Annotated in this window: 14 protein-coding genes and 1 pseudogene; 4 read left to right on the forward strand and 11 right to left on the reverse strand. The window is 71.1% G+C overall.

What is annotated here, in order from left to right; genetic code table 11:
* Nucleotides 1-35: 35 nt before the first annotated feature.
* Nucleotides 36-401, forward strand: a complete 366-nt coding sequence (locus VFO68_RS16435; RefSeq protein WP_325159167.1) for a hypothetical protein — start codon at nt 36-38, stop codon at nt 399-401.
* 110 nt (nt 402-511) lie between these two features.
* On the opposite strand, the gene VFO68_RS16440 is transcribed toward VFO68_RS16435, so the two are convergent.
* From VFO68_RS16440 to VFO68_RS16465, 6 genes are all read right to left on the reverse strand, one after another.
* Nucleotides 512-1,318: a dioxygenase gene (locus VFO68_RS16440; protein ID WP_325159179.1), complete on the reverse strand. Its 807-nt coding sequence runs from the start codon at nt 1,316-1,318 to the stop codon at nt 512-514.
* Nucleotides 1,315-2,358, reverse strand: a complete 1,044-nt coding sequence (locus tag VFO68_RS16445; RefSeq protein ID WP_325159168.1) for a maleylacetate reductase — start codon at nt 2,356-2,358, stop codon at nt 1,315-1,317. Before VFO68_RS16445 ends, VFO68_RS16440 begins: the two co-directional genes overlap by 4 nt.
* A 1-nt stretch (nt 2,359) precedes the next feature.
* The gene (locus tag VFO68_RS16450) at nt 2,360-3,577 is read right to left on the reverse strand and encodes an acetyl-CoA C-acetyltransferase (protein ID WP_325159169.1); all 1,218 of its coding nucleotides are present in this window, start codon (nt 3,575-3,577) and stop codon (nt 2,360-2,362) included.
* Nucleotides 3,570-4,379 (reverse strand): IclR family transcriptional regulator domain-containing protein, encoded by an 810-nt coding sequence (locus VFO68_RS16455; protein ID WP_325159170.1) that lies wholly within the window; start codon nt 4,377-4,379, stop codon nt 3,570-3,572. The genes VFO68_RS16450 and VFO68_RS16455 overlap by 8 nt, the downstream gene beginning before the upstream one ends.
* Nucleotides 4,376-5,881, reverse strand: a complete 1,506-nt coding sequence (locus tag VFO68_RS16460) for a 4-hydroxyphenylacetate 3-hydroxylase family protein (protein WP_325159180.1) — start codon at nt 5,879-5,881, stop codon at nt 4,376-4,378. The genes VFO68_RS16455 and VFO68_RS16460 overlap by 4 nt, the downstream gene beginning before the upstream one ends.
* Before the next feature lie 74 nt (nt 5,882-5,955).
* The gene (locus VFO68_RS16465) at nt 5,956-6,486 is read right to left on the reverse strand and encodes a flavin reductase family protein (protein ID WP_325159171.1); all 531 of its coding nucleotides are present in this window, start codon (nt 6,484-6,486) and stop codon (nt 5,956-5,958) included.
* A 111-nt stretch (nt 6,487-6,597) separates the two neighbouring features.
* Between VFO68_RS16465 and VFO68_RS16470 the strand changes: the two genes are divergently transcribed.
* Nucleotides 6,598-7,107: an amino-acid N-acetyltransferase gene (locus VFO68_RS16470; protein WP_325159172.1), complete on the forward strand. Its 510-nt coding sequence runs from the start codon at nt 6,598-6,600 to the stop codon at nt 7,105-7,107.
* Nucleotides 7,108-7,136: 29 nt separating this feature from the next.
* On the opposite strand, the gene VFO68_RS16475 is transcribed toward VFO68_RS16470, so the two are convergent.
* The 3 genes from VFO68_RS16475 to VFO68_RS16485 form a co-directional block, all read right to left on the reverse strand.
* Nucleotides 7,137-7,550 carry a DUF5684 domain-containing protein gene (locus VFO68_RS16475; RefSeq protein WP_325159173.1) on the reverse strand — a complete coding sequence of 138 codons (414 nt, stop codon included), beginning with the start codon at nt 7,548-7,550 and terminating at the stop codon, nt 7,137-7,139.
* A 150-nt stretch (nt 7,551-7,700) separates the two neighbouring features.
* Entirely contained in the window at nt 7,701-8,027 is a 327-nt protein-coding gene (locus tag VFO68_RS16480) for a hypothetical protein (RefSeq protein ID WP_325159174.1), read from the reverse strand.
* Nucleotides 8,028-8,114: 87 nt separating this feature from the next.
* Complete coding sequence (locus VFO68_RS16485) at nt 8,115-10,502, reverse strand: DNA translocase FtsK (protein ID WP_325159175.1); 2,388 nt, start codon at nt 10,500-10,502, stop codon at nt 8,115-8,117.
* Nucleotides 10,503-10,557: 55 nt separating this feature from the next.
* Here VFO68_RS16485 and VFO68_RS16490 point away from each other — a divergent pair, with 55 nt between their 5' ends.
* Nucleotides 10,558-11,388 (forward strand): lysophospholipid acyltransferase family protein, encoded by an 831-nt coding sequence (locus VFO68_RS16490; protein ID WP_325159176.1) that lies wholly within the window; start codon nt 10,558-10,560, stop codon nt 11,386-11,388.
* A gap of 102 nt (nt 11,389-11,490) precedes the next feature.
* A pseudogene (locus tag VFO68_RS16495) lies at nt 11,491-12,279 on the forward strand (EamA family transporter); the annotation flags it as partial.
* Between the two features lie 36 nt (nt 12,280-12,315).
* On the opposite strand, the gene VFO68_RS16500 reads toward VFO68_RS16495, so the two are convergent.
* Both VFO68_RS16500 and VFO68_RS16505 read right to left on the reverse strand, forming a co-directional pair.
* Entirely contained in the window at nt 12,316-13,794 is a 1,479-nt protein-coding gene (locus VFO68_RS16500) for a cobyric acid synthase (RefSeq protein WP_325159177.1), read from the reverse strand.
* On the reverse strand, nt 13,791-15,143 hold a 1,353-nt coding region (locus VFO68_RS16505), incomplete at its 5' end, for a cobaltochelatase subunit CobN (protein ID WP_325159178.1). The genes VFO68_RS16500 and VFO68_RS16505, both read right to left, overlap by 4 nt.

Consider the following 15,143-nt stretch of genomic DNA (forward strand, 5'->3'; position numbering starts at 1 on the left):
TACCTCCCCTGTCGACCACAGGCTAGGATGGAGCCATGCGGCGAATGTTCGGACGTCTCGGGACCATGTTCGAGGCGATCGGCTATCATGCCGAGCGATATGTGGAGCGTCGCGGCGAAGATCCCGTCAGGAATAGTGTGCGGCGATCCCGGTGGGGCCTTATCGCCTTGGCCGGATTTTTCGGCATTCTCGTGCCAATCATGTACATTCGGTTGAATGACGATCCCCGATACCTCCTTGTCGCCCCCTTGAGCATCGCCACAATTTTCATGGCGCTGGTCATGACACAGGCGCGCACTCCGACAAGAGCGTTCGGACGACTGCTTCTAACCTGGCTGTTTCTCATTCTCATGTTCGTGGCGATCGCACTCATCCAGACCTTGTGGCCGGCGCCGGACTGACCTGTGCTCTCGTTCCCCATCACGTACTCCCCACCCCGCACACCACGCGCAGCAGAGCGTAGCGGATACGAACGAACACGGCGCGTGTTCGACTAAATGGGTGGGCTTGCTCAGGGGGTCGGCGGTGCTTCGGCCAGGGTGAAGTCGAAGGTGGCGCGGTCGCCGGCAAAAGTGGTGATCAGGGAGTCCTTGACACCGAACACGGCGTCGGAGTCGAGGTGCTCGCCGCCGGCCATGAAGATGTGGGTGGTCAGCGTGTGGTAACCGGGGGCGGCGATCTTGAAATGGATGTGGGCCGGGCGCATCGGGGAGCGGCCGGCCGCCGTCAACAACTCGCCGACGGGGCCGTCGTGGGGGATGGGGTAGGCCTCGGGGCGCACTGACCAGAACGCGTAGGCACCATCCGCGTCGGTGCGGAGGCGGGCCCGGGCGCGGGGATGGTCGAGGTCGGGGTACTGGACGTCGTAGTGGCCGGTTTCGTCGGACTGCCAGACGTCGATCTCGGCGCCGGCGACGGCCTCGCCGGAGGGGGTGCGGACGGTGCCGCTGACGTGGCAGGGGGTGCCGGGGGCGCCGGCGGAGATGTCCTCGCCGGGGCCGAACGAGGGGGCGTCGGGGACGAAGAACGGGCCTAGGACCGTGGATTCGGTGGCCGCGCCGCCGGTGGGGTGGTTGGCGTTGATCACGGCCATGGAGGCGCCGAGGACGTCGGACAGGAGGATGAACTCCTGGCGGCGGTCGTCGCATTGTTGGCCGGTGCGGGTGAGGAAGTCGATCGCGGCGGCCCATTCCGCCTCGGTGAGGCCGACCTCGTCGATGAACGCGTGCAGGTGGCGCACCAGGCTGGTCATCAGCGAGGCGAACCGGGGCGACGCGGCACCGGCGAAGCTGGCCACCACCTCGTCGGCGAGGGTCATTCCGTCCACCGGCCCTCGTAGGCGGACGCCAGGAAGGCGTGCGCGGCCGGCCGGTCCAGCACGCCGTGCGCGGCCAGTTCGGCGGCGGCCGGCTCGAGGTCCGAACCCCGCAGGCCGAGCTGGGCCAATGACGTCGGGGCGCCCAACTGCTCGGCGAGGGCGCGCAGGCCGTCGGCGGCGCGCAGGGTGCCGAGCACGTCGGCCACCCGGCGCAGCGCCTCCGGGGTGCGGTCCTCGACCAGCGCGGCGGCGTAGGGCAGCACCACAGAGTGGGTCGGCGCGTGCGGCAGCCCGTACGTCCCGCCGAGCACATGGCAGATCCGGTGGTGCGTCGCGGGTCCGACCGCGGCGAGCACGGTGCCGGCCAGGTACGCGCCGTAGCAGGCCTGCGCCCGGCCCTCGACGTCGGCGGGGGTGCTCACCGCCCGCCGCAACCCGGACGCGAGCGCGCGCACCCCTTCGGCGGCCAGCAGCGCGGTGACCGGGTCGGTGTCCGGCAGCACGCAGGCGCCGACGCAGTGCGCGAGCGCGTTCATGCCGCTGGTCGCGGTCACCCCGGCCGGCAGCGTGGTGAACAGCTCCGGGTCGTAGACCACGGTGCGCGGCAACGCGTCCATCGAGCGCGCGGTGCGCTTGCGGCCGCCCTCGGTCAGCCCCCAGGTCGGGGTCATCTCGGAACCGGAGTACGTGGTCGGCACCGCCACGATGGGTAGGCGCGCCTCCACGGCCACCGCCTTGGCGGTGCCGACCACTGAACCCCCGCCGATGCTCAGCATGCAATCGGCCGCAGCCTCCTGCGCAGCTGTCCGTGCAGCATCGGCCGTCTCCTGTGGGACGTGTTCCTGCACCTCGGTGAACACCCCGACCACCCGCGCGCCCAGCGGTGCCACGAGCTCCGCCGCCAGCGGCTCGGCCCGTTTGGTGGTGATCAGCAGTATTCGGTGCCCAAGCTCGTCCACTTCGGACTCCAGCTGGCGCCGGCTGCTGCCGGCGCCGAAGACCACCCGGCTGGGCATCGCCTGGTAGCGAAACGCTCGCATGTCAGCCCACCCGCTCGAACACGGCGGCCAGCCCCTGCCCGCCGCCGATGCACATCGTCTCCAGGCCGTAGCGCGCCCCGCGCCGGTCCAGCTCGCGCAGCAGGGTGGTCAGGATGCGCACGCCGGTCGCGCCGACCGGGTGCCCCAGCGAGATGCCCGAGCCGTTGACGTTGGTGCGCTCGAAGTCGGCCGGGGCGAACTTCCATTCCCGGGTGACCGCGAGCACCTGCGCCGCGAACGCCTCGTTCAGCTCGATCAGGTCGATGTCGGCCAGCGCGAGGTCGGCCCGGGCCAGCGCCCGCTCGGTGGCCGGCACCGGCCCGATGCCCATCCTGGCCGGCCCCACACCGGCCACCGCCCAGGACACCAGCCGGGCCAGCGGCCGCAGCCCGAGGTCGGCCGCGCGGTCCGGGGTGGTCACCACGCACACCGCGGCGCCGTCGTTCTGGCCGCTGGCGTTGCCGGCGGTGACGGTCGAGTCGGGGTCGAGCTTCTGCCGCACCGGGCGCAGCGCGGCCAGCGCTTCGAGGCTGGCGTCGGCGCGCGGGTGCTCGTCGCGATCCACGGCGGTGTCCGGTTTTCCGCGCTTGCCCGGCACGGTGACCGGGACGATCTCCTCGGCGAACCGGCCCGCCTCGATGGCGGCGACGGCCCGCTGGTGCGAGGCCAGCGCCAGTTCGTCCTGCTCGGCCCGGGCAATCCCGTACTCGCGCCGCAGGTTCTCGGCGGTCTCCAGCATCCCGCCCTCCACCGGGTGGAACCTCCCGCCGGCGCTGATCCGGGCCCGGGCCAGCCGGTCGTGCAGCTCGACGCCGGAACCGCTGACGCCCCAACGCATCGCGGCGGAGTAGAACTCCACCTGGCTCATGCTCTCGGCGCCGCCGGCCAGCACGAGGTCGTTGGCGCCGGTCTGCACCCGCATGGCCGCGTCGATCACCGCCTGCAGGCCGGACCCGCACCGCCGGTCCAGTTGCAGCCCGGGCACCTCCACCGGAAGTCCGGCGTCCAGCGCCGCCACCCGGCCCAGGGCAGGCGCCTCCCCGTTGGGGTAGCACTGTCCGAACAGGACGTCCTCGACTGCGCTCGGCGGTATTCCGGTGCGTCGCAACAGATCTCGAATGACGGTCGCGGCCAGCGCGGTGACCGGGACATCCCGGAACACCCCGCCGAACCGGCCAACCGGGGTCCGGATCGGTTCACAGATAACCGCTTCACGCATGTGTCGTGCTCTCCCACTGTCCATTCGGGGCGTAGCCGGCGCCGAGCCGGCTACTGATCTCGCCCGCGGCCTTGATGACCGCCGGCAGGTATTCGCTGCGGATCTCCGGCAGGCCCACGGACCCGGCCGCGACCGACATCCCCAGGGCCGCGATCACCCGGCCGCCGCTGGCCCGGATCGGCGCGGAGAAGGACCGGACACCCTCCTCGAGCTCCTGGTCGACCACCTCCCAGCCACGCTCGCGCACCTCGGTGATGATCCGGCGCAGCGCGACCGGGTCCGTCTCGGTGTGCGCGGTCAGCGCCGGGAAGCGGCCGTTGCTCAGGAAGGCGTCGATCTCGGCGTCCGGCAGGCCGGCGAGCAGCACGCGGCCGATGGCACTGGCGAAGGCGGGCAACCGGGTGCCGGTCAGCAGCAGGTGCGCCATCGCCCGCCGGGACGGCACCCGCAGCAGGAACACCGCGTCCTCGCCGTCCAACGCCGCCATCGAGCAGGTGTGCCCGGTGACCTCGGTGACCTCCTGCATGTGCGGCTGGGCCAGTTCGGCGAGGTTGAGCGAGGAGGTGAACGCGTTGCCCAGGGCGAGCACGTGCGGGGTGAGCGCGAACGCCCGGCCTTCCTCGCGCACGTAGCCGAGCCGCCCCAGGGTGAGCACCAGCCGGCGCACGGTCGGCCGGGAGAGCCCGGTGAGCGTGGCGAGCTGGCCGACGGTCAGCCGCGGATGCTTGTCGGAGAACGCCAGAATCACCGACAGCCCACGCTCTAGTGACTGCACGTAGTCCTTGTCCTCGGCGGGTTTCACCTGTGCATGCTCACATCGTCCGGATTGATCAGGTCGGGTGCGGTCCAGCCGTCCAGGTCGTACTCGGCCATGCACCGCTCGGCGAAGCCCTTCATCGCTTCGGCCTGCCCCGAATTCTCCGCCGCGAACAGCAGTTCCGCTCGCACACCCTCATGGTTGCCCGAGTAGTTGCGCTCGTAGAGCTCGTGCCGGCCGCCGAACTCGCTGCCCACCGAGTCCCAGATCAGCTTCATCAGCTTGACCCGCGCCACCGCGTCCACCCCGTTGGAACCGCGGACGTACTGGTCGAGGTAGGGCCGCAGCTCCGGGACGCCGAACTCCCTGGCGTTGGAGTTGAGGTAGATCAGCCCGCTGCCCAGGTCCTGCATGATGATCTCGCGGACCCGGGGGTAGCCGACGGTCATGAACCAGCGGTAGGCCAGGCCGTAGTCCAGGTGCGGCAACACGGCGCCGCCGATCCACTCGTCCGGGTTCGCCGTCATCGCGTCGGTCAGGCCCCAGAACATGTTGCGCCAGGCGATCACCTCGCCGACCCGGGTCTGGATGCCGCGGAAGTCCTTGGTTCCGGTGACCTCCACACCCTTCATCAGCAGCCCGGCCAGGAAGTCCAGCTTGACGGCGAGCCGGATGCAGCCGTGGAAGGTGAACCGGTGCAGGAAACCCGATCCGGGGAAGAAGGTGCTGGCCTTGTCCGGGTCGCCGTAGATGAACACGTTCTCCCACGGGATCTTCACCCGGTCCAGGATGAAGATGGTGTCGTTCTCGTCGAACCGGCTGGACAGCGGGTAGTCGAACGGGCTGCCCATCACGTCGGCGTTCATCGCGTAGGAGTGCCGGCAGATCAGCTTCATCCCGGGAACGCCCATCGGCACCGTGCAGACCAGGGCGAACTCGCGGGTCTTGATCGGTAAGCCGTAGTGCGCGATGAAGTTGTAGTGCGTGATCGCCGAGCCGGTCGCGACCACCTTGGCCCCGCTGACGATCAGGCCGTCGTCGCGCTCCTCCTCGACGTGCATGAAGATGTCGCGCACCTCGTCGGGCTGCCGGTTGCGGTCCACCGGCGGGTTGATGATGGCGTGGTTCCAGTAGAGGACCTGCTCCTGGGACTCGGTGTACCAGCGGCGCGCGTTGTCCGCGAACGGCTCGTAGAAGTCGCTGTTGGCGCCCAGGGTGCCGAGGAAGGCGGCCTTGTAGTCGGGGCTTCGCCCCATCCAGCCGTAGGTCATCCTGGCCCACTCGGCGATCGCGTCCCGGTCCTTGCGCAGGTCGGCGGTCGAGCGCGGGGTGCGGAAGAACGGGTGGGTGAAGCCGGTGCTGCCGGTGTCGGTGGGCGCGGTGAGCAGGTCCTGGCGGTCCGGATCGTGCAGCGAGTCGTAGAGCCGCGCGGTCATCCGCACCATGTTGCGGAACGCGGGATGCGTGGTGACGTCCGGGACCTTGTCCCCGTACAGCCAGATCTCCCGGCCGTCGCGCAGGCTCTCGATGTACTCCGCGCCGGTCATCGGGCGGGTGTGCCGCGCGCCCGCACCGGTGTCGCTGGTTCGCGCGTCGTGCTGGGTGGTCACAGCGCGTCTCCTCAGTTCAGGATCCAGCTCGCGTCCGGCGAGTCCAGCGAGCCGAGCCAGAGCGTCTCGTCGAGCGGGGCGACGAGGTGGCGGAACCGGCCGCGGTAGAACACCAGCGGGTCGCCGCCGTGGTGCTCCAACTCGATGACCCGGCCGAGAAAGAGCTGGTGGTCGCCGCCGTCGTAGGTCTGCCACGGTTCGCACTCGAAGTAGGCCAGGGAGCCGGCCAGGCGGGGCGGGCGGCCGGTGGTGGACAGTCGCCACTCGACGGAGCTCACCGTGGTCATGCCGGCGAAGTGGCGGGCCAGGCAGTCCTGGCGCTCGCGCAGCACGTTGACGGCGAACGGGCGGCTGCCGAGGTACTGGCTGGCTTTGCTGCGCCGGTCCAGCGAGACCATGACCAGCGGCGGGTCGAGGGAGACCGCGGCGAAGGCGTTGACCGTCGCGCCGTGCGGGCGGCCCTCGTGCTCGCAGCTGACCACGGTGACGCCGGTGGCGAAGTGACCGAGGCAGTTGCGGAGCTGTCGCGGGTCGACCGCCATGGCATACTCCTGATGTCCGCAATGCGTACAATCGTGTCGCTATCCGGTGTGTCAACTTTGGGCCTGGGACGCGACAGGTGTCAAGAGTTGGCCAGTGTTCAATGGATCCCAATGAAAACTGGGAACTCGGAGCTCTCCGTGCGACGGGCACGGACCAGCGACGTACGCGCGATGAAGTCCATCCTCGACGGCTACGCCGGGCGGGTACTGCTGGCCAAACCGCTGGTCACGCTGTATGAGGACGTACAGGAGTTCCTGGTCGCCGAGCTCGACGGGGAGCTGGCCGGCTGCGGCGCGCTGCACGTGCTGTGGGAGGACATCGGCGAGCTGCGCACGATCGCGATCCGGTCCGGCGTGACCGGCCGGGGCATCGGCCACGCCCTGGTCGACGCGCTGATCTGCGGCGCAAGGGAGCTGGGTCTGGCGCGGCTGTTCGTGCTGACCTTCGAGACGCGGTTCTTCGCCGCGCACGGCTTCGTGGAGATCGACGGCACCCCGGTCTCCCCCGAGGTCTACGAGGAGATCCGCCGCTCGCTCGACGAGGGCGTCGCCGAGTTCCTCGACCTCCCCTACGTCAAGCCCAACACCCTCGGCAACACCCGGATGCTGCTGGAGCTGTAGGCATCCGGGCGTCACCGAGGGTGCACGCCTCAGACGTGCGCCGGGGCCTGCTGCGGGGCCGTGGTGTCGCCGGCGCCGACGTAGCGGGCGTCGCCGAAGGCGAGGATCGGGTAGCCGACGAAGGGGAACAGCACCAGGCCGAAGAAGCCGAACGCGCCGCCCTTGCCGAACGCCTTCGCAATGCCGATCGACACGATGATGGCGAAGACCAGGTTCACCAGCGGGATGAAGAACAGCAGCGTCCACCAGCCCGGCTTGCGGGCGACCTTGCACTGCACGTAGATGTTGTAGATCGGGATGATGGCGGCCCAACCCGGCTGTCCGGCCTTGCTGAACACCCGCCACACGCACACGATCATGAACACGGCGATGACGCCCGTGACGATGAAGAGCGGCGCGAACGCAGCCGGGTCCACAGTGGTCGTTACAGTGCCGTCGTCCACAGAAGATCCTTTCCACAGAACAGAAAACAGGTAGGGTCGGCCGAACCCGTCGCGGCAGCCTCCCTTGTGGACTTTCGGCGCGCAATGGCTGACACCGTTTCGTGACTGTGGGCAGATGCACATCAGGCGGCGCACATCAGGCGGTGCACATCAGGCGAGGGCGATCGCGAACGCGACCAGCACCCCGGCCGCCAGCAGCAGCCACGCCGCGAACTGCCACGGCGCCGACGAGCCGCCCCGCCGCACGGCGACCGCCCCACCGGCGGCCAGCAGCACCAGCCCGGCCCCCAGCGCGAGCATCGGCACCAGCGCCACCAGTCGCCGGGTCTGCGGGTCGCAGATGATCGCCTCGTCCGGAGCCCGGCAGTCGATCGCCTTCAACTCCACGACGAACCCCGCCGGAATCGCCACCATCCCACCCACCACGAGCAACAACGCCGCCCCCGCGATCAGCGACACCACCCGGTTCTCTTCCACCGCGTCCTCCCCTGCGTGTCCGTCGGCACTGAGAACCAGGGCACGGCGGGACGGTTCCGGGGTAACGGACGGAACAGGTAGGACTACCTAGAGGTCTTCGTCGTCGTCGGTGGGGGCGGGGCCGCCGCGGATGAGGTGGAGGGTGGCGTCGAGCTCGTCGGGTTTGATGAGGACCTCGCGGGCCTTGGAGCCTTCGGAGGGGCCGACCACGCCGCGGGACTCCAGAAGGTCCATGAGGCGGCCGGCTTTGGCGAAGCCGACCCGGAGTTTGCGTTGCAGCATGGAGGTCGAGCCGAACTGCGAGGTGATGATCAGTTCGGCCGCCTGGAGCAGCACGTCGAGATCGTCGCCGATGTCGGGGTCGATCTCCCGGGCCTCGCCGGCCTTGGCGGCGGTGACGCCGTCGGTGTAGTCCGGCTGTGCCTGTTCCTTGGCGAAGGAGACCACGGCGTGGATCTCCTCGTCGGTGACGAAGGCGCCCTGGACGCGGACCGGTTTGGAGGCACCCATCGGCAGGTAGAGCCCGTCGCCCATGCCGATCAGCTTCTCGGCGCCGGGCTGGTCCAGGATGACCCGCGAGTCGATCAGCGAGGACGTGGCGAACGCGAGCCGGGACGGCACGTTGGTCTTGATCAGACCGGTGACCACGTCCACCGACGGGCGCTGGGTGGCCAGCACCAGGTGGATCCCGGCGGCCCGGGCCTTCTGGGTGATCCGCACCACGGCGTCCTCGACGTCGCGCGGCGCGGTCATCATCAGGTCGGCCAACTCGTCCACGATGGCCAGGATGTAGGGGTAGGGCCGGTACTCGCGCTCACTGCCGGGCGGGGCGGTGATGTCCCCGGACCGGACCTTCTTGTTGAAGTCGTCGATGTGGCGCACCCGGTTGACCTGCATGTCCTGGTAGCGCTGCTCCATCTCCTCGACCAGCCAGGCCAGCGCCGCGGCCGCCTTCTTCGGCTGGGTGATGATCGGCGTGATCAGGTGCGGGATGCCCTCGTACGGGGTCAGCTCGACCATCTTCGGGTCGATCAGGATCATCCGGACCTCGTCCGGCGTGGCCCGGGCCAGCAGCGACACCAGCATCGAGTTGACGAAGCTGGACTTGCCGGAGCCGGTGGACCCGGCACACAGCAGATGCGGCATCTTGGCCAGGTTGGCGGTGACCATGTGGCCCTCGATGTCCTTGCCGAGGCCGATCACCATCGGGTGCGGGTCGTCGGTGGCGGTGCGCGAGCGCAGCACGTCGCCCAGCCGGACCATCTCCCGGTCACTGTTGGGCACCTCGATGCCGACCGCGGACTTGCCCGGGATGGGGGCCAGCAGCCGGACGTTGTCGGTGGCCACCGCGTAGGCGATGTTCTTGGTCAGCGCGGTGATCTTCTCCACCTTCACGCCGTGCCCGAGCTCGACCTCGTACCGGGTCACGGTGGGCCCGCGGGTGAACCCGGTCACCTGCGCGTCGACGTCGAACTGGTCGAGCACCCCGCTGATCGCCTCGATCATCAGGTCGTTGGCCCGGCTGCGGGCCTTGGGCGCGACCCCCAGCTCCAGCAGCGTCGGCGGGGGCAGCCGGTAGTCGCCGTCGACCACCCGGCTCACGGTGATCTTGCTCGGCGCCTCCTTGGCCGGCGCGTGCTCCTTGACCTTGACCGGGCGGGCGGGCTTGGCCGGCGGCGGCTCCTCCAGCGGCAGCGGCGGCTGCTCCGGCTCGGCCATGGCGGCCTGCCGGCGCCGGGACGGCCGGCGCGGCTTGGGCTCCTCGGCCGGCGTCTCGGCGGTGGCGTCGTCGACGTACTCGGCGGTGTCCGGGTCGATGCCCAGCTCCCGCAGCCGGGTCGGGATGTCCTTGATCCGAGTGCCGGTGAACACCAGCACGGCGAACCCCATGGCCAACGCCAGCAGCGGCAGCGCCACCCAGGTGGTCACGCCCGTGGCCAGCAGCCCGCCGGACACGTAGCCCAGCGCACCGCCGGCGTACATCCATCCGTCATCGTCCGCCGGCAGTCCGCTGAACAGGTGCAGCACCCCCAGCAGGGCCAGCACGAACAGCATCGAACCGGCGATCAGCCGGGGGCGCTTGGCCGGCTGCGGGTCGGAGCGCATCAGCGTGATCCCGACCACCAGCAGCACCAGCGGCAGGGTCACGGCACCGGCGCCGATCACGGTGCGCACGCCGCGCTCCAGCCACACGCTGACCGGCCCGCCGGTCCGCCACCAGATCCCGGCGGCGACCACGACGCCGATCGCGATCAGGGCGAACGCCACCCCGTCCCGGCGTACCTCGGCCTCGATGTCGCGGGTCCGGCCGACCGTGCGGGCCAGCCCGCCGACGCCCTTGGCCAGCAGGTTCCAGGTGCCGCGCAGCGCCCGGCCGAGCGGGTTGGACCGGCGCTTGCTCTTCGCACGGGGTGCCGGACGCCGGGTCGTTCGGGTACCGGTCCGGCCCCCTCTTGTGGTCCTGGTGGTCGCCATCACCCTCACGGTATCCAGTTACGTTCCCCCGCATGGGGCATGCCATGCTCCGCTCATGGTTGCGTCCATTCGCCGGCCGAACGAGCCGACACGCCGTAGCCGGAAGGCCGCACCCGTACCGCCGGACTGGCGGGCGATCACCTGGCTGGACCGCGCGGCGGTCCGGCTGACCGGCAACCTGGAGATCACCGGCGCCTTCCCCGGCGAGCTGCGCGGCCGCCCGGTGCTGGTGGCCGCGAACCACATCGGCATGTGGGACCCGATGGTGCTGATCGCGGCGTGCGCCCGGATCGACGTGGACCTGCGGTTCATGCTCACCGCCGGGCTGCTGGACGCCCCGGTGGCGGGGTTCTTCCTGCGCCGGGCCGGGCACCTGCGGGTGGACCGGGGCAAGAGCAACGTGGCCGAGGCGTTCGACCGGGCGATCACCGAGCTGCGCACCGCGCGGCTGCCGCTGCTGGTCTACCCGGAGGGACGGATCAGCCACGACCCCGGGCTGTGGCCGGAGCGCGGCAAGACCGGCCTGGCCCGGATGGCGCTGACCGGCAACGTCCCGGTGGTCACGATCAGCCAGTGGGGCGCGCACGAGGCGATGTACTGGGGCACCGAGACGGCGACCAAGCCGGCGGACTTCGTGCCGTTGCTCACCTCGTTCGCCCGGGCGGTGCGCGACCGCCCGACGTTCCGGGTGCACTTCGGCCGGCAGGTGGACCTGTCCGACCTGTCGGCGAGCCGGCCCGGCGACGCGATGCGCGCCCACAAACGGATCATGGAGCAGATCGCCACGGACCTGGTGCCGCTGCGGATCGGCGAGCCGGACCGGCCCCGGTTCCACGACCCGACCCGGCCGACCGACACCCGCAGCCCCTGGCGTCCCACTGCATGAGAAACCGGGGCGTTTACCGTCGGTCGGAAGAGGCACACTAGAGAAGTGACCACTGAACTTACTTCACCGGTTACCAGTCGGACCCGTGGCACCGCCTTGATCGTGCTGGCCTCGCTGTGCTTCGGCACGTCCGGCCCGCTGGCCAAACCGATCATGGACGCCGGCCTCACCCCGCAGCAGGTGGCCGGTATCCGGATCGGGCTCGCCGCGGTGATCCTGCTGGTGGTGGTCGCGCTGACCCGGCCGGAGGCGCTGCGGCTGCGCCGGGCCGACATCCGGATCATCCTCGGCTACGGCCTGATCGCCGTGGCCGCCGTGCAGGTGGTGTACTTCGTCGCCGTCGCCCGGATCCCGATCGGCGTGGCGATGCTGCTCGAGTACACCGCGCCGGTCCTGGTCGCGCTCTGGGTCCGGTTCGTGCGCGGCACCGTGCTGCCCCGGCAGGCCTGGGTAGGCACCGTGATCGCCCTGGTCGGGCTCGCGCTGGTGGCCAAGGTCTGGGAGGGGCTCGCCTTCGACGCGATCGGGCTGCTGGCCGGCATCGCCGCCGCGCTCGGGGCGGCCTCGTACTACCTGATCGGCTCGCACGCGGTGGCCACCATCGAACCGATCGGCCTGGTCACCTGGGGCATGGTCGCCGGGGCGGTCGCGATCGCGGTGTTCGTGCCGCCGTGGACCATCCCGCTGTCGGTGTTCGACTCGGCGGCGACGTTCGGGCCGTGGCACCCGCCGGTGTGGACGCTGGTGCTGGCCATCGCGGTGCTCTCCACCGCCATGGCCTACCTGCTGTCCATCTCCTCGATGCGGCACCTGCCGGCCAACGTGGCCAGCGTGCTGGCCCTGGTCGAGCCGATCGTGGCCACCGCGGCGGCCTGGGCCCTCCTCGGCCAGGCGCTGACCGCCGTGCAGGTGGTCGGCGCGGCGGTGCTACTCGGCGGCGCCACCCTGGTGCAGTTGGCGCGCACCGAGGGCAAGGTCGAGCAGGGCGGCGGTGTCGAGGTGCTCGACGACGGCATCGGCGAGCCGGTCCAGCATGGCCTCCCGCAGCATGCCGAAACCGGGGGCGTCGGGAGCCGCTGACCAGGTCCGGCCGGCCTGCCCGGCGACCTCGGCGAGCCAGCCCCGGCGGAAGCCGTCGTGTTCGAAGGCCCCGTGCCAGGGCGTGCCCCAGACCGCGCCCACCCGGCAGCCGCCCAGGAACGGCTCGGCCTCCGGATCGGCGGTCGCCTGGCCGTGGTGGATCGCGTATGCCGGCACCTCGTGCCCGCGCCACCGGGCGACCGGCGTGTCCAGGGTCTTTCCCGGTCCGAACGTGACGGTGGTGGGCAGCAGGCCGAGGCCGCCGACCCGGCCGGCGCCGGACTCCACCTCGTCCACGATGGTGCGGGCCAGCATCTGGTAGCCGCCGCAGATGCCCAGCAGCGGCCGGCCGGCCGCGGCCCGGTTGCGGATCACGCCGGCCAGGCCGTGTTCGCACAGCCAGCGCAGGTCGTCGACGGTGGCCCGGGAGCCCGGCAGCACGGCGATGTCGCAGTCGGCCAGCACGTCCGGGTCGGCGGTCAGGGTCACCGTCACACCGGGCTCGGCGGCCAGCGCGTCGAGGTCGGTCGCGTTGGAGGCGCGGGGAAAGCGGACCGCCGCGACGCGCAGCGGGCGGCCGCGCACGGTGCTCTCGGCCCGCCAGCCGGCCGCGGCGAGCGCGTCCTCGGAGTCCAGCCAGACCCGCTCCAGCCAGGGCAGCACGCCGAGCACCGGACGTTCGGTGAGCCGCTCCAGGGCGTCCAGCCCGGGCTGGAGCAGGCCGCGGTCACCACGGAACTTGTTCACGATCCAGCCGGCGATGTGCGCCTGGTCCGCGGCATCGAGCAGGGCCAGGGTGCCGTACATCGCGGCGAACACGCCGCCCCGGTCGATGTCGCCGACCACCACCACGGGCAGCCCGGCATGCCGGGCCAGGCCCAGGTTCACGTAGTCGCCGGCCCGCAGGTTGATCTCGGCCGGGCTGCCGGCGCCCTCGCACACCACCACGTCGAACCGCTTGCGCAGCCCGTCGAACGCCTCGAAGGCGATCCCGGCCAGACCCGCCCGGCCGGTGGCGTACTCCCCCGCCTCGAGCGTGCCGTACGGCCGGCCGAGCACGACCACATGGCTGCGCCGGTCGCTGCCGGGCTTGAGCAGCACCGGGTTCATCGCCGCCTCCGGCTCGACCCGGGCGGCCTTGGCCTGCAACCACTGTGCCCGGCCGATCTCTGCGCCGTCCGGGCAGACCATCGAGTTGTTCGACATGTTCTGCGCCTTGAACGGCGCCACCCGCAACCCCTGCCGGGTCAGCCACCGGCAGATCCCGGCGGCCACCAGGCTCTTGCCGGCGTCGGACGTGGTGCCGCAAACGAGGATTCCAGTCACGTGCCGGCCTCGATGTCGCCCTCCGCCTTGAGGTAGAGCGCCTGCACCGCGGCCAGGGTGGCGGCGTCGGGCTCGGCCCACAGGCCCCGGTCGGCCGCCTCCAGCAGACGCTCGGCGATGCCGTGCAGCGCCCAGGGGTTGGACTCGGTGAGGAACTTCTGGTTCACCTCGTCCAGCAGGTAGGTCTGCGCCAGCTGCTCGTACATCCAGTCGGCCACCACGCCGGTGGTGGCGTCGTAGCCGAACAGGTAGTCCACGGTCGCGGCCAGCTCGAACGCGCCCTTGTAGCCGTGCCGGCGCATCGCCGTCACCCAGCGCGGGTTCACCACCCGGGAGCGGAACACCCGGGCGGTCTCCTCCGCGAGGCTGCGGGTGCGCACGGCGTCCGGCCGGGTGCTGTCCCCGACGTAGGCGGCCGGCGCGGTACCGGTCAGTGCCCGCACAGTGGCGATCATCCCACCGTGATACTGGAAGTAGTCGTCGGAGTCGGCGATGTCGTGCTCGCGGGTGTCGGTGTTCTTGGCCGCCACCGCGATCCGCCGGTAGGCCGCCTCCATGTCCGGCCGGGCCGCGACGCCGTCCAGTTCGCGGCCGTAGGCGAACCCGCCCCAGACCGCGTAGACCTCGGCGAGATCCCGGTCGTCGCGCCAGTTGTGGCTGTCCAGCAAGGGAAGCAGGCCGGCGCCGTAGGAGCCGGGCTTGGAGCCGAACACCCGGGTGGTGGCCCGCCGCTCGTCGGCGTGGCCGGCCAGGTCGGATCGCACGTGCGCCCGGACGTAGTTGTCCTCGTCCGGCTCGTCGAGACCGGCGACCAGGCGCACCGCGTCGTCGATCAGGTAGACCACGTGCGGGAAAGCGTCCCGGAAGAAACCGCTGATCCGCACGGTGACATCGATGCGCGGCCGGCCCAGTTCGGCGAGCGGGACCACCTCCAGGCCGCTGACCCGCCGGGACGCCTCGTCCCACACCGGCCGCACCCCGAGCAGCGCGAACACCTCGGCGATGTCGTCGCCCGCCGTGCGCATCGCCGAGGTGCCCCAGACCGACAGGCCGACCGAGCGCGGCCAGTCGCCGGTGTCGGCCCGATACCGCTCCAGCAGCGACTCGGCCATGGCCTGCCCGGTCTCCCAGGCCAACCGGCTGGGCACCGCCTTCGGGTCGACCGAGTAGAAGTTGCGGCCGGTGGGCAGCACGTTGACCAGCCCGCGCAGCGGCGAGCCGCTCGGCCCCGCCGGCACGTAGCCGCCGTCGAGGGCGTGCAGCACGTTGCCGATCTCGTCGGTGGTCCGGGCCAGCCGTGGCACCACCTCCGTCGCCGCGAACTCCAGGACCCCGCCCACCCGCTCGTC

Source organism: Actinophytocola sp., from assembly GCF_035712165.1.
Classification (GTDB): domain Bacteria; phylum Actinomycetota; class Actinomycetes; order Mycobacteriales; family Pseudonocardiaceae; genus DASYTH01.

What these genes read in the sequence shown, in the direction of transcription:
- VFO68_RS16435 (WP_325159167.1), top strand. Translation starts at nt 36, where the DNA reads ATGCGGCGAATGTTCGGACGTCTCGGGACCATGTTCGAGGCGATCGGC.
- VFO68_RS16490 (WP_325159176.1), top strand. Translation starts at nt 10,558, where the DNA reads ATGGTTGCGTCCATTCGCCGGCCGAACGAGCCGACACGCCGTAGCCGG.
- VFO68_RS16460 (WP_325159180.1), bottom strand. Translation starts at nt 5,881, where the DNA reads ATGACCGGCGCGGAGTACATCGAGAGCCTGCGCGACGGCCGGGAGATC.
- VFO68_RS16440 (WP_325159179.1), bottom strand. Translation starts at nt 1,318, where the DNA reads ATGACCCTCGCCGACGAGGTGGTGGCCAGCTTCGCCGGTGCCGCGTCG.
- VFO68_RS16485 (WP_325159175.1), bottom strand. Translation starts at nt 10,502, where the DNA reads ATGGCGACCACCAGGACCACAAGAGGGGGCCGGACCGGTACCCGAACG.
- VFO68_RS16465 (WP_325159171.1), bottom strand. Translation starts at nt 6,486, where the DNA reads ATGGCGGTCGACCCGCGACAGCTCCGCAACTGCCTCGGTCACTTCGCC.
- VFO68_RS16470 (WP_325159172.1), top strand. Translation starts at nt 6,598, where the DNA reads ATGAAAACTGGGAACTCGGAGCTCTCCGTGCGACGGGCACGGACCAGC.
- VFO68_RS16450 (WP_325159169.1), bottom strand. Translation starts at nt 3,577, where the DNA reads ATGCGTGAAGCGGTTATCTGTGAACCGATCCGGACCCCGGTTGGCCGG.
- VFO68_RS16445 (WP_325159168.1), bottom strand. Translation starts at nt 2,358, where the DNA reads ATGCGAGCGTTTCGCTACCAGGCGATGCCCAGCCGGGTGGTCTTCGGC.